This is a genomic window from Archangium lansingense, assembly GCF_026626635.1.
Lineage (GTDB): Bacteria > Myxococcota > Myxococcia > Myxococcales > Myxococcaceae > Archangium > Archangium lansingense.
In genome coordinates this window covers 7503280-7518684 of the sequence record NZ_JAPNKA010000001.1, presented here as the reverse complement: position 1 = coordinate 7518684, position 15405 = coordinate 7503280, and the positions used below count along the sequence as shown (strand labels likewise).

The following is a 15405-nucleotide window of genomic DNA, read 5'->3' as shown; positions in this document are numbered from 1 at the left end:
ATTCCTGGCGCGATGATGATGTGTCTAGGTGCCGACCTGCTCCAGGCGCGGTTGCGCCATCGGAGTCAGCTGCCCCGCGTCGATGTGGAGCAACCGGTCGGCGAGCCGGAAGTAGCGGTCGTCGTGCGAGATGACGAGCACCGTCTTCCCGAGCCGTTTCAGGTCCGGGAGGATCTCCTTGTAGAAGATCTCCTTGAAGCTCGGATCCTGGTCCGCCGCCCACTCATCGAAGATGTAGAAGGGCCGGTCCTCCAGGTACGCCGTGAGCAGCGCCAGGCGCTTGCGCTGGCCCTGCGACAGCTCGGTGGTCGAGAAGCTGCCGTTCTCGATCTTCACCTTGCGGTCCAACAGCAGCTTCGACAGGTAGTGCTGTGCCTGATCCAACTGCTCGGTCGAGCCCAGTCCCAGCAGCTGCTCGAACAGGTGGAAGTCGAAGAAGACGGCCGAGAAGAGCTGCCGGTACTCGTCCCGCTCCTCATCCCGGATGGGCTGGCCATCCACGAGCAGCTGTCCGCCCTCGGGCGCGTACAGGCCGGTGAGGAGCTTGGCGAGCGTGGTCTTTCCGCTGCCGTTGCCACCCACCAGGAAGATCAGCTCCCCCCGGTTCACCGTCAGGTCGATGGGGCCCAACGTGAAGGAGCTGTCATCGTTCTCGCGGCGGTAGGTATGAGTGATGCCCCGCAGCTCGAGCGTACGGAAGGAGCGCAGGCGCGCGGGCGTCTCCGCGGGCAGCGCGGGCGGCGTCTCGTTCTCCGGGGTGAGGTTCAGCCCCAGCTTCTGGAGGTTCTCGAGTGCCACGACGGAACGGTTCACGTACGCCATCGTGGAGAGGATGGTGTTCAACGGCTGCTGCAAGTACATGATGACCAGCGTGTAGCTCACCAGCGCCGCCTGGGTCACCGGCGCGAACCGCGGCATCACGAAAAGCAGCAGCCCGATGACGAACATGTAGAGGAACATTCCTCCACTGCTGGCCATCGCGAAGAGGTTCTCCGCGCGCACCCACTGCGTGCGGATCTGGCTCACCATCGGATCCAACACCCGCTCCAGGAACTCGTTGCGGCGCGGGCGGTGCAGCCTCAGCTCCTTGGCGCCATCCATCAGCGACATGAAGCGCTTGAAAAGCGCGTTCTCGCTCTGGCGCACCTGGTGGCGCAGCTTGATGGCCGGATTGGTCGCCCACGAGAACGCCAGGCTCCCGATCGTCATGAAGGCCAGCATCACCAGCAGCATCTTCCAGGAGATCCACGCCAGGTAGACCAGCGAGCCCATCAGGATTGTGATGCTGATGAAGACCTCGGGCAGGGCCGTCATGCCCACGCCCACCATGGTGGTGTCGCTCGACATGGACGACAGCAGGCGGTGCGAGCCCGTCTGCTCCAGGTGGCGCAGCGAGGTGGCCAGGAACTGCCGCGCCAGCCGCCGCCGCAGGTCCATGACGATGCCCTGGTGCATGCTGTTGAGCAGCATCTGCGAGCCGGCGCGTGTGAGCATCGCCACCACCGCCAGGCCACAGAAGGCCAGCCCCAGCTGCGTGCGGTCCTCGTAGGGCCGCTGCAGCGACTGGTTGATCAACGACAGCAGCGCCGCGCTGCTCGCGCCGGACGCCAGTCCGAAGCACAGGGTGATGAACAACGCTCTCCGCGACGTGCGGAGCAGCATGACGACTAGCTTCAGCATGGCTTCTCCCAGCTCATTCTCCGCCCTCTCCCGTGAGCTTCAGCTCTTCCATCATCCGCGCCAGCTCTTCCGGGTCCACCTGGGCCGCGCGCGTCTCCAGGACGAGCAGGGCCATGTCCGCCACCGTGGGCTTCTCGAAGAGATCCCTCAGCGGCAGCTCCACATCGAAGTCCGCGCGCAGCCGGGCGACGAGCCGGGTGGCCAGCAGCGAGTGGCCACCGAGATCGAAGAAGCTGTCGTGGATGCCCACGCGCTCCACGCGCAGCAGCTCGGCCCAGAGCTCGGCGATCTGCTGCTCCACCTCGTCGCGCGGGGCCACGTAGGGCGTGCCCGTGCTGGACCGCGCCCCGTCGGGAGCGGGCAGCGCCTTCCTGTCCACCTTGCCACTGGAGCTCAGCGGCAGCTCCGGCAGGGTCACGAAGGCCGAGGGCACCATGTACTCGGGCAGCTGGCGCCGCAGGACGTCGCGCAGGGCCCCGGCGTCAGGGGCGTCGCTTCCGGCGGGCACCACGTAGGCCACCAGTCGCGCCTCTCCAGGGGCGTCCTGGCGCAGCACCACGGCCGCGTCCTTGAGCGCGGGGTGGCCGTGTAGCGTGGCCTCGATCTCCCCCAGCTCGATGCGGAAGCCGCGCAGCTTCACCTGGTGATCGATGCGGCCGAGGAACTCGAGCCGTCCATCCGCCAGGAAGCGGGCGCGGTCGCCGGAGCGGTAGAGCCGCTCTCCAGGCTGCCTGGCGAACGGGTGGGGGACGAACTTCTCGGCGGTGAGCGCGGAGTTGCCGAGGTAGCCGCGCGCCAGGCCCACGCCGCCAATGCACAGCTCGCCCGGAATGCCCGCGGGCACCGGCCGCAGTTGCTCGTCGAGGATGTACACCTCGACGTTGTCCCAGGGCTGGCCGATGGAGGGCACGTCCCCGGGCCGCAGCGGCTCGCGCGTGATGGTGGCGCAGACGGTGGCCTCGGTGGGGCCGTAGGCGTTGAGCAGGCACAGCCGCTCTCCCCAGCGCCGCACCAGCTCGGGCGAGCACGCCTCGCCCACGGAGATGACTACCTCCAGGGGCAGCTCCTCGGGCTCGAGCTGGGCGAGCACGGACGGCGTGAACGTGGCCGCGGTGATGCGGTGGCGCTGCAGCAGCGAACGCAGAGGGGCGCCTGGCAGCATCTGCTCGCGCGGGGCGAGGAAGAGGCTCGCTCCGGCCAGCAGCGACGAGAACACCTCGCACACGGAGGCGTCGAAGCCGAACGAGGCGAACTGCAGGATGCGGCTGCCGGCGTGGAAGCGGTGGTACTTCGCCGCCGCGAGCGCCGTGTTGCACAGGCCGCGGTGCGCCAGCAGGGTGCCCTTGGGCCGGCCCGTGGAGCCGGAGGTGTAGATGACGTAGGCCAGCGTGTCCGCCGAGGCGGCGGTGGCCGGGCGCGTCGTGGGCTGGGCCTGGAGTGTTCCCCACGCAGTGTCCAGGCAGAGCGTGGACACGCCCCCGGGCAGCACCGCCTTCAGGCGCTCCTGGGTGATGACGAGCCGTGCCCCGGAGTTCTCGAGCATGTACGCCAGGCGCTCGGGGGGCAGCCCCGGATCGAGCGGCACGAACGCACCGCCCGCCTTGAGCACGCCGAGCATGCCGACCACCATGTCCAGCGAGCGCTCGACGCACAGCCCCACGCGCTCCTCCACGCGCAGGCCCGAGGCCAGCAGGTGCCGGGCGAGCTGGTTGGCCCGCTCGTCGAGCTGCCGGAAGGTGAGCGTCGTGTCCTCGTAGACCACGGCGGTGGCCTCCGGGGTGCGCGCCACCTGGGCCTCGAATAGATCGTGGATGCAGGCGTTGGCGGGGAAGTCGGCGCGCGTGTCGTTCCACTCGGTGAGCACGCGCTGGCGCTCCCGCGCGTCCATCAGCGACAGCTCGGCCACGGGCCGCTGCGGCTCGGCGAGCACCGCCTCCAGGAGGACGTGCAGGTGGCCCACCATGCGCTCGATGGTGCCGGACTCGAAGAGATCCGTGCTGTACTCGAGCGAGCCGGCGAGCCCCTCGGCGTTGCGGCCGAGCGACAGGACGAGGTCGAACCGCACCGTCCCGTTGTCCATCTCCAACTGCTGGAGCTGGAGCCCGCCGCCATGGACGCCCGCGTCGGACTCCTCCATCAGGGCGAACATCACCTGGAAGAGCGGGTTGCGGCTCTGATCGCGCGGCGGCTGCAGCTCCTCGACGAGCTTCTCGAAGGGGATGTCCTGGTGGGCGAAGGCGCCGAGCGTCGTCTCCTTCACGCGCGCCAGCACCTCACGGAATGAGGGGCTCCCGGACAGGCGGGTGCGCAGCACGAGCGTGTTGACGAAGAAGCCGATGAGGCCCTCGAGCTCGGCGACGCGGCGGCCGGCGATGGGCGAGCCCACGCTGATGTCGTCCTGTCCCGAGTAGCGGGAGAGCAACACCTGGAAGGCGGCCAGCAGGGCCATGAAGGGGGTGACGCCCTCGCGCCGGCAGAACGTGTCGAGCGAGTCGGACAGCTCCTTCGGCAGGCGCACCGGCAGCGAGGCCCCGCGGAAGGACTGGACGGCGGGGCGGGGCTTGTCGGTGGGGAGCTCCAGTGCGTGCGGAGCGCCCGCGAGGTGCTTGCGCCACCAGGCGAGCTGGGACTCCAAGGCCTCGCCCTTGAGCCAGGAGCGCTGCCAGACGGAGTAGTCGGCGTACTGCACCGCCAGCTCCGGCAGGGGTGAGGGCCTGCCGGCGGAGAAGGCCTCGTAGAGGGCGGCGATCTCGCGGGTGAAGACGCCCATGGACCAACCGTCGGAGACGATGTGGTGCATGTTGAGCAGCAGCACATGCTCACGCTCGTCCACGCGCACCAGGGTGGCGCGCAGCAGCGGCCCATTCGCGAGATCGAACGGGCGCCGCGCGTCCTCGGCCGTCAGGCGCTGGACCTCCTCGGTGCGCTGGGGCTCCGGGATGGTGCTCAGATCCACCTGGGCCAACGGGAAGTCCACGGGCGGCGAGATGCGCTGCACGGGCTGGCCATCGGCGTTGTGGAAGCTGGTGCGCAGGGACTCGTGACGGCGCACGAGCTCCGTGAAGCACCGGCCGAGCGCGGACACGTCGAGCTGTCCCCGGACCCGGAGGGGCAACGGCATGTTGTAGAACGGGCTGCCGGGCTCGAGCTGATCCAGGAACCACAGGCGCTGCTGGGCGAAGGACAGCGGCAGCGCGTTCGTCCGGGGCACCGCGGTGATCGGAGGCAGCGAGAGGCCCTGGCCCGCCTGGAGTGCGGCGTCGAGGCGCTGCGCGAGCGCGGACAGCGTGGAGGACTCGAAGAGGGCGCGCAGCGGCAGCTCCACCTGGAAGGTGGAGCGGACGAGCGAGACGAGGCGCGTGGCCAGCAGCGAGTGGCCGCCCAGCTCGAAGAAGTCGTCGAGGGCGCTGACCTCGCGGATGCCGAGCAGCTCGCACCAGAGGGAGGCCAGGCGCACCTCGGTGGGCGTGGAGGGCGGGACGAAGGCGCGGAACTCGGGGCGGGCCTCCGGCGCGGGCAGGGCCTTCCTGTCCACCTTGCTGTTGGGCGTGAGCGGGAACTCCTCCATCACCACGAGGGCGGAGGGCACCATGTACGCGGGCAGGCGCTGCTGCAGGTAGGTGCGCAGGGCCAGGGTGTCGAGCGAGGGCGTGTGGGCGGTGACGTAGCCCACCAGGCGCCTGTTGCCCGGGGTGTCCTCGCGGGCGAGGACGATGGCCTCGCGCACCTCGGGGTGGGAGCCGAGCGCGACTTCCACCTCGCCCAGCTCGATGCGGAAGCCGCGGATCTTCACCTGGAAGTCGGCGCGGCCGAGGAACTCCAGCACACCGTCGGAACGGTGACGGGCCAGGTCGCCGGTGCGGTACATGCGAGCACCGGGCGTGGAGCTGAAGGGGTTGGGGAGGAAGCGCTCGGCGGTGAACGCGGGGTGCTGCAGGTAGCCACGCGCCATGCCGTCACCGGCCGCATACAGCTCGCCCGGAGTGCCCGGAGGCACGGGCTGCAGGTAGCGGTCGAGCAGGTACACCTGCGTCTGGGGAAGGGGCCGTCCGATGGGCACCGCCGGCGGCACCTCGGCGGGGTTCACCATGCGGTGGGTGGAGATGTAGACGGTCATCTCGGTGGGGCCGTAGGAGCCGATCACCGGGACGCCCAGCGCTTCGATCGCTCGGCGCGCGTGCGGAGCGGAGACGACGTCGCCGCCCGCCATGATCTCCTTCAGGCTCCGCATCCCCTCCATGTTGCCGTCCACCAGCTGGGCGAAGAGGCTGGCGGTGAAGAAGACGTGGGTGACGCCGTGGTGCTTCAACACCTGGCCCAGCTCCTGGATGTCGCTGGGCGAGGAGTGGGCGGGGAAGACGGCCAGCTTGCCGCCATTGAGCAGCGGACCCCACAGCTCGAGCGTGGACGCGTCGAAGGAGATGGGGGACATGAGGATGTACGTGTACTCAGGTCCCATCTTGGCGTACTGCGCGTCGATGACGGTGCGCAGCACGGCGCGGTGCTCGATGCACACGCCCTTGGGCAGGCCGGTGGAGCCCGAGGTGAAGTCGATGTACGCGAGGTTCTGCGCGGACAGGCCGATGTTGGGGAGCGCCGTGGTGGGCGCCTTCGCGAGCTCTTCTGCGGACTCCTCGATGAGGAGCGTCGGCAGGCCCTCGGCGGGCAGGCGCGCGAGCTGTTCACGCGTGGTGATCAGCAGCGCGGCCTGGGCGCCCTGCAACATGACGACGAGGCGCTCGCGAGGGTAGGCCGTGTCCAGCGGGACGTAGCCGCCACCCGCCTTGAGGATGCCCACCAGGGAGATGACGAGCTCCAGCGAGCGGTCCATGGCGATGGCGACGCGGTCATCGAGGCCGACGCCACGAGCGCGCAGCACGTGGGCGAAGCGGTTGGAGGCCTCGTCGAGCTGGCGGTAGGTGAGGCGCTGCTCGCCGTACTCGACGGCGATGGCGTCGGGAGTGGCCGCGGCCTGGCGGGCGAAGACCTCGGGGATGGTGGCGTTGCGCGGGTAGTTGGAGGGCGAGCGGTTCCACTCCACCAGGACGGTCTGCCGCTCCTCGGCGGTGAGCAGGGGCAGGTGGTGGAAGGGCTGCTCGGGCTGCGAGACGAGCCCCTCCAGCAGGAGCTCGAAGTGGCGCGAGAAGCGCTGCGCGAAGGCGGCGGAGAACAGGTCGCGGTTGTAGACGAGCTCGCCGGCGAAGCCGTTGGCGGTCTCCGAGAGATTGAGTTCCAGCTCGAAGCGCGCGGCGGCCTCGTCGACCGGGAGCGGACGCATCTCCAGGCTTGGGAGCTGCAACTGCTGCTGGGGCATGTTCTGCAGAGCGAACACGGCCTGGAACAGGGGCGAGCGGCCCGTGGTGCGATTGGGCGCGAGCTCCTCGACGAGCTTCTCGAAGGGGACGTCCTGGTGGGCGAAGGCGCCGAGGGTGGTCTCCTTCACGCGAGCCAGCATCTGGCGGAAGGACGGGTTGCCCTCCATGCGGGTGCGCAGGGCGAGGGTGTTGACGAAGAAGCCGATGAGGCCCTCGAGCTCGGCGACGCGGCGGCCGGCGATGGGCGAGCCGACGGTGATGTCCTCCTGGCCCGAGTAGCGCGAGAGCAGGAGTTGGTAGGCGGCCAGCAGGGCCATGAAGGGGGTAACGCCCTCCTTCTGGCACAGGGCCTTGAGCGAGTCGGATACCGGGCGCGACAGCTGCACGGAGGTGGTGGCGCCGCGGAAGGACTGGACGGAGGGGCGCTGGAGATCGGTGGGGAACTCCAGGGCGGCGGGAGCGCCTTCGAGGTGCTTGCGCCACCAGGCGAGCTGGGACTCCAGGGTCTCGCCCTTGAGCCACGAGCGCTGCCAGACGGAGTAATCGGCGTACTGAGCGGGCAGCTCTGGCAGGGGAGAGGGCTTGCCGGCGGAGAAGGCCTCGTAGAGGGCGGCCATCTCACGCACCAGCACCTGCATGGACCAACCGTCTGAGACGATGTGGTGCATGCTGAGCAGCAGCACGTGCTCGTGTTCGTTCAGCCGCAGCAGGGAGCCGCGCAGCAGCGGTCCGTGGGCGAGATCGAATGGGCGCCGCGCGTCCTCGGCCGCCAGGCGCTGGACCTCCTCGGCGCGCTTGGGCTCCGGGAGGGTGCGCAGGTCCACCTGGGCCAACGGGAAATCCGTGGGCGGCGAGATGCGCTGCACGGGCTGGCCATCGGCGTTGTGGAAGGCGGTGCGCAGGGCCTCGTGGCGGCGGACGAGCTCGGTGAGAGCACGGCGAAGCGCGGAGCCGTCCAGCGATCCCGTCAGGCGAAGGGCACCGGGCATGTTGTAGGCGGAGCTACCGGGCTCGAGCTGGTCGAGGAACCACAGACGCTGCTGAGCGAAGGACAACGGCAGCGCGTCGGTCCGGGGCGCCTGGGTGAGCGGAGGCAGTGCGGTGCCCCCGTTCGTCTGGAGAGAGGACTCCAGCCATGCGGCGAGAGCGGAGAGGGTGGAGGCCTCGAAGAGGGTGCGCAGGGGCAGCTCCACTCCGAAAGTGGAGCGGACGAGCGAGACGAGGCGGGTGGCAAGCAGAGAGTGGCCGCCCAGCTCGAAGAAGTCGTCCAGGGCGCTGACCTGGGAGAGGCCGAGCAGCTCGCACCAGAGGGTGGCGAGGCGAACCTCGGTGGGCGTGGAGGGCGGGACGAAGGCGCGGAACTCGGGACGGGCCTCCGGGGCGGGAAGGGCCTTCCTGTCCACCTTGCCGTTGGGCGTGAGAGGCAGGGCCTCCAGCGCCATGAGGGCCGAGGGCACCATGTACTCGGGCAGCCGCTGCTGCAGGTAAGCGCGCAGGGCCAGGGTGTCCACGGAGGAGGACTTGCCGGTGACGTAGCCGACGAGACGCTTGTTGCCCGGGGAGTCCTCGCGGGCAATGACAATGGCCTCGCGCACCTCGGGGTGGGAGAGCAGAGCGGCCTCCACCTCGCCCAGCTCGATGCGGAAGCCGCGGATTTTCACCTGGAAGTCAGCGCGGCCGAGGAACTCGAGCACGCCGTCGGAACGGTGACGGGCCAGGTCGCCGGTGCGGTAGAGGCGGGAACCGGGAGCGGAGCTGAAGGGGTTGGGGAGGAAGCGCTCGGCGGTGAGGGAGGGCTGCTGCAGGTAGCCGCGGGCCAGGCCGTCGCCGGAGATGAACAGCTCACCCGGAGTACCCGGGGGAACCGGCTGCAGGTGGCTGTCGAGCAGGTACACCAGGGTGCCGGAGATGGGCGTGCCGATGGGCACGGAGGCCGACACCTGCGAGGGCTCCGTCATGCGGAAGCATGAGGTGAAGAGCGTGCCCTCGGTGGGGCCGTAGCAGGCCGTTACAGGAATGCGCAGCTGCTCGAGGACGCGGCGCACGTGAGGCGAGGAGACGACGTCGCCACCAGTGAGGAGCTGGCGAACGCCGCGCAGCCCGTCGAGGTTGCCATCCACCATCTGGGTGAAGAGGCCCGAGGTGAGGTGGAGGGTGGTGACGGAGTGGCGCTGGAGAACGCCAGCGAGCTCCTGCAGGTCGCTGGGAGAGTGAGGAGGGAAGACGACGAGCCTGCCGCCATTGAGCAGCGGACCCCAGACTTCGAGCGTGGAGGCGTCGAAGGAGATGGGGGCGATGAGCAGGAAGGACTGCTGAGCGCTCACCTCGGCGTAGCGCGCGTCCAGGACGGTGCGCAGGACGGAGGAGTGCTCGATGCACACGCCCTTGGGCCTGCCGGTGGAGCCCGAGGTGAAGTCGATGTAGGCGAGGTTGCGCGGAGTGATGCCGCTGCGAGGCGCGGTGCTGGGCGCCTTCGCCAGCTCCGCCGTGGACTCCTCGAGCAACAGGGTGGAGAGCCCCTCTGCGGGCAGACGCGAGAGCTGCTCGTGCGTGGTGACGAGCAGAGCGGGCTGCGCATCCTCCAGCATGAAGGACAGACGCTCGCGAGGGTAGGAGGTGTCCAGAGGGACGTAGGCACCGCCGGCCTTGAGGATGCCCAGCAGGGAGATGATGAGCTCGAGCGAGCGGTCCAGGGCCAGAGCGACGCGGGAGTCGGGACCGACGCCGCGAGCGCGCAGCACGTGGGCCAGGCGGTTGGAGGCCTCGTCGAGCTGACGGTAGGAGAGGCGCTGCTCACCGAACTCCAGGGCGATGGCATCCGGAGTGGAGGCCACCTGACGCTCGAAGACGTCGATGATGGTGGCGTCGCGAGGGTAGCTGGAGGGCGAGTGGTTCCACTCAACCAGCACCTTCTGGCGCTCCTCGGAGGAGAGCAGGGGCAGGTGGTGGAAGGGCAGCTCGGGCTGGGAGACGAGTCCCTCCAGCAGGATGGCGAAGTGGCTGGAGAAGCTCTTCGCGAAGGCAGCGGAGAACAGGTCGCGGTTATAGACGAGCTCACCGGAGAAGCCGTCCGTGGTCTCCGTGAGATTCAGCTCCAGCTCGAAGCGCGCGGTGGCGTTGTCGAGCGAGAGCGGACGCAGGGAGAAGCCCGGGAGCTGGAGCTCCAGCTGAGGCACGTTCTGCAGAGCGAACAGCACCTGGAACAGGGGCGAGCGGCCCAGGGTGCGCGTCGGGGTGAGCTCCTCGACGAGCTTCTCGAAGGGGACGTCCTGGTGGGCAAAAGCCCCGAGCGTGGTCTCCTTCACGCGCGAGAGCACCTGGCGGAAGGACGGGTTGCCCTCCATGCGGGTGCGCAGGGCGAGGGTGTTGACGAAGAAGCCGATGAGGCCCTCCAGCTCGGCGACGCGGCGGCCGGCGATGGGCGAGCCGACGGTGATGTCCTCCTGGCCCGAGTAGCGCGAGAGCAGGAGCTGGTACGTGGCCAGCAAGGCCATGAAGGGGGTGACCCCTTCCTTCTGGCACAGGGCCTTGAGGGACTCGGACACCGAGCGCGACAGGCGTACGGGGACGGTAGCGCCCTCGAAGGTCTGGACGGAGGGACGCTGGATGTCGGTGGGCAGCTCCAGGGCGGCAGGCGCGCCTTCGAGGTGCTTGCGCCACCAGGAGCGCTGGGCGTCCAGGGTCTCACCCTGCAACCAGCCTCGCTGCCAGACGGAGTAATCGGCGTACTGAACGGGCAGCTCGGGCAGGGGCGAGGGCTTGCCAGCGGAGAAGGCCTCGTAGAGCGCGGCGACCTCGCGCACCAGCACGCCCATGGACCAACCGTCCGAGACGATGTGGTGCATGTTGAGCAGCAGCACGTGTTCGTTCTCGCCCAGCCGCAGCAGGGAGCCACGCAGCAGCGGCCCAGTCGCGAGATCGAAGGGCGAGTGCGCTTCCTGCTCGGCGAGCCGGTGCACCTCGGCCTCGCGGTCCTCGCGGGACGAGAGGTCCACCACCGGCAGTGCGAAAGGAGTGGGCTCGGAGATGCGCTGCGAGGGCTGGCCGTTCGCGTTGTGGAAGGTGGTGCGCAGGGCCTCATGGCGGCGCACGAGCTCGGTGAGCGCGTTGCGAAGCGCGGAGCTGTCCAGCGAGCCCGTCAGGCGCAGGGCGCCGGGGATGTTGTAGGCCGCGCTACCGGGATCGAACTGGTGGAGGAACCACAGGCGCTGCTGGGAGAAGGACAGCGGCAGCGCCTCCGTCCGGGGCGTCCGGGTGAGCGGAGGCAGCGCGGTGCCGCCGTTCGCCTGGAGCGCGGACTCCAGCCGGGCGGCGAGCCCGGCGAGGGTGGGCTCCTCGAAGAGGGCACGCAGGGGCAGCTCCACCTGGAAGGCGGAGCGGATGCGGGACACCAGGCGGGTGGCCAGCAGTGAGTGGCCACCCAGCTCGAAGAAGCTGTCATGCACGCCGACGTGCTCCAGGCGCAGCAGCTCCTTCCAGAGCGCGGCCAGCTTCTGCTCCCATGGGGTGCGCGGGCCCTCGGACCCGGCCGAGCCACTCGACACCTGGGGCGCGGGCAGGGCGCGCCGATTCACCTTGCCGTTGGGCAGCAGCGGCAGGGCGGGCAGTGCCACCAACGCCTGCGGTACCATGAAGGGGGGCAGACGCTCCGCGAGCCATCCCTTCAGCTCCGCTACGTCGAGCGTCTGGCCGGCCTTGGGCACGGAGTAGGCCACGAGTTGCTTGTCGCCGGGCACGTCTTCGCGCACCAGCACCAGCACCTCGTGCACGCGCGGGTGGCGCAGCAGGGCGGCTTCGATCTCGCCTGGCTCGATGCGGAAGCCGCGAACCTTCACCTGCGAGTCACCGCGGCCCAGGTACTCGATCGTTCCGTCAGTGCGCCAGCGCGCCTTGTCTCCCGAGCGGTACAGCCGCTGCCCGGGCTCGGTGGCGAACGGATCCGGCACGAAGCGCTCGGCCGTCAGCTCCGCCTGATCCAGGTAGCCGCGCGCCACGCCCTCGCCGCCCACGTACAGCTCGCCCGTCACACCCACGGGGACGGGCTGCTGCTGCTCGTCCAGCACGTAGGTGCGCACGTTGAGCACCGGCCGGCCGATGCACACCTCGCGGCCCTCCGGCTGCGCCTGCACCGACAGGTTGATCGCCGTGGCGACCGCCATCACCTCGGTGATGCCGTAGGTGTTGAGCAGTGGCACGGACGGACCCACGCGTCGCATCCACTGCTCCACGCGCTCCGGCACCGCGCGCTCGCCGCCGATGATCAACCACCGCAGCCCGCGAGGCAGCCGCCCGTGGCCCTCTTCCAGGCTGGCCACCAGCTCGTGCCAGAAGGCCGTGGGGAGGTTGAGCTGGGTGATGCCCTGTGCCTCGCACCACGCGAGGAAGGCCTCGGGAGCCTCCACCTGTGCCGGGGGACGCAGCACCAACGTGCCGCCCTGGGTGAGGGACGTGTAGATCTCCTCCGCGCTGGTGTCCCAGCTGATGGAGGCGAACTGCAGCAGCCGGTCTCCCGGGGACATGGGCGAGTAGCGCGCGGAGGCCCGGGTGTAGTTCACCAGCGAGCGGTGCGACATCACCACGCCCTTGGGCTGGCCCGTGGAGCCTGAGGTGAAGAGGACGTACGCGGCCGCCTCGGGGGGCAGCTCGACGGGAATCGCCTTGGCGCTGCTCGCGGCGATGGCCTCGCGCGCCTGGTCCAGGCACACCTCTTCCACGTGGCCGCCTGAGAGCTTGCCGCGCGTGCGCTCATGCACCAGCAGCAGGCGGATGCCGCTGCTCTCCACCATGTGGGCCAACCGCTCGGCCGGATAGGCACTGTCCAGCGGCACGTAGGCGGCACCTGCCTCGAGGATGCCGAGCAGCGCCACCACCATGTCCAGCGAGCGCTCCAGGCACAGGCCCACCCGCGCCTCGGGGCGCACGCCGCGTGCCCGCAGGAAATTCGCGAGCCGGTGGGCCCGCTCCATCAGTTGCGCGTACGTGAGGGTGGCGCCATCCGCGGCCACCACCGCCAGGGCCTCGGGCGTGCGCGCCGCCTGGGCCTCGATGAGCGCGTGGACGCGGGTGTCGCCCACGGGCCCCTCGCGCGTCGCGTTCCACTCCACCAGCACCCGCCGCTGCTCCTCGGCGGACAGCAGGGGCAGCGTCTTCACGTGCGACTCCGGCGCCCGCACGGCGCCCTCCAGCAGCACCTGCAGGTGACCCAGCAGGCGCTCCAGGGTGGAGGCGTCGAAGAGGTCCGCGTTGTAGAGCGCCTCCAGCCACACGCCCTCGGGGGCGCGGCCGAGCGTCACGGTCAGATCCAACTCCGTGGTGGCGGGCACCGTCTCCAGCGCCTCCACGTGCAGGCCCGGTAGGACCAGCCGCGACAGGGGGGCGTCGAGCTGGTTGAAGAGCACCTGGAAGGGCTGGCGGCGGCCCAGGGACTCGAAGGGCACGTGCGGATGGGCGAAGCCCTCCAGCACCGTGTGGCGGGTGCGTGCGAGCAGCTCGCGGAAGGTGGGGTTGCCGGACAGGTTGGCACGGAAGACGAGGGGCTCGAAGAAGAGGCCCACCACGCCCTCGGTACCCGCCTGCCCGCGGTTGGCGAAGGGCGAGCCCACCAGGAAGTCGTCCTGCCCGCTGTAGCGCGACAGCAGCACCTTCAGGCCCGCCAGCATGGCCATGTACAGGGTGCCCGATTCCTGGCGGGCCAGCGCCTCCAGGCCCTCCACCAGCTTGGGGGGCAGCAGCACCTTGCACAGCCCGGCGCTCCCGGTGGTAGCGCGGCGAGGCTTGTTCGTGGGCAGCTCCAGCGACTGCGGCGCGTCCGCCAACCGCTGACTCCACCAGGAGCGCTGCGCTTCCAGCTCCTCGCCCTGGAGTGTGGCGCGCTGCCAGGTAGCGTAGTCGGCGTACTGGAGGGACGGCTCGGCCAGGGCTGGCGTCCTGCCCGTGCGGAAAGCCCCGTAGAGCTCTCCCAGCTCGCGCACCAGCACACCCGCGGACCAGCCGTCGGCGATGATGTGGTGCAGCGTCACCAGCAGCACGTGCTCGCGCTCACCCAGCCGTAGCAGGGTGATGCGCAGCAGGGGACCGCGCGCGAGATCGAACGCGCGGTGCGCGTCCTCGCGCAGCAGCCGCCGCACCTCGGCCTCACGCTCGGCGGCGGGCAGTGCCCCCAGGTCGACCGGCGTGAGCGTGAAGGCAGTGGGGGGCGAGACGAACTGGAAGGGCTCGCCGGCTTCGGAGCGGAAGGTCGTCCGCAGCACCTCGTGGCGGCGCACCAGCTCGCCAATACTGCGCTCCAGGGCCGTGACGTCGAGCTCACCCGCGAGCTTCAGCGCGGCGGACAGATGATAGGCGAGGCTGCCCGGCTCGAGCTGCTCGAGCATCCACATCCGCTGCTGGGCGACGGTCAACGGCGCCGGGCCGCTCTCCGCTCGGCGGGGGATGGAGACGCGGGCCTTCTTCTCGCGCCAGAGCGCCAGCAGGCGGTCGGCGGTGACGGCCAGCGTTGGGTGCCGCCACAGGAAGGCCGCGGGCAGTGCCAGCTCCAGCTCGGCCTCGAGCCGGCCCTGCAACTCGAGGATCATCAGCGAGTCGAGGCCGAGCCCCGCCAGCGGGGAGTGGCTGTCGATGCCCGAGGCCTCGATGTGCACGACGCGGGCAAGCGTGTCGCGCAGGTAGCTCTCCATCCGGGGAAGCTGTTCCTCGGGAGTCGCGGAGCGCAGGAGCTCCAGGATGGAGATCTCCTCTTGCTTCGCGGCTTCCGGCTGCTCCGAGACGACGGAGCTGCCCACCGTCTCGAGGGTCCCGTTCATGAAGCCGATGCGGCACGCGTGGCGCTGGATCTTCCCGCTGGAGGTCTTGGGGATGGAACGCGGCTCGAGCAGCACCACCGCGTGGACGTGGACCGCGTGCTCCTCGGCCACCTTCTTCCGGATGGCGTCAGTCACCTCGTCCGCAGTGGCGCTGCGCAGGTCCACCTCGGCGGCCACGCCCAGCCGCTCCTCGCCCTCCACTTCCACGGAGAAGGCGGCGATGCAGCCCTGGCGCACGGCCTTGTGGGCCGCCTCGAGCGTCAGCTCGACGTCCTGGGGGTAGAAGTTGCGGCCGCGGATGATGATGAGGTCCTTCAACCGGCTGGCGATGTACAGATCTTCGCCGGAGAAGAAGCCGAGATCTCCCGTGCGCAGGAACGGCCCCGTGCCATCCGCCAGCCGCGCGTCGAAGGTGCGCGCTGACTCTTCCGGACGGTTCCAATAGCCCCGGGCCACGCTCGGACCGGAGATCCAGATCTCACCCACCTCGTTGTCGGCGCAGGTAGTCCCCGTCTCCGGGCGCACGATGAGCATGCGCTGCTCGGATGGGCGCTGCCCGAGGACACGATCAGCCGGGCGCCCTGCGTGCCCTCCGGCACGGCGGTGGC

2 protein-coding genes are annotated in these 15405 nt (G+C 70.0%); both read right to left on the bottom strand.

The genetic code is table 11. The annotated features are described in order from the left end of the window. Positions 1–24: 24 nt before the first annotated feature. Positions 25–1680: a cyclic peptide export ABC transporter gene (locus OV287_RS30075; protein ID WP_267537485.1), complete on the bottom strand. Its 1656-nt coding sequence runs from the start codon at positions 1678–1680 to the stop codon at positions 25–27. Positions 1681–1693: 13 nt separating this feature from the next. Beyond that, positions 1694–15331, bottom strand: coding sequence for a non-ribosomal peptide synthetase (locus tag OV287_RS30070; RefSeq protein ID WP_267537484.1), 13638 nt, complete (start codon positions 15329–15331; stop codon positions 1694–1696). Positions 15332–15405 lie beyond the last annotated feature (74 nt).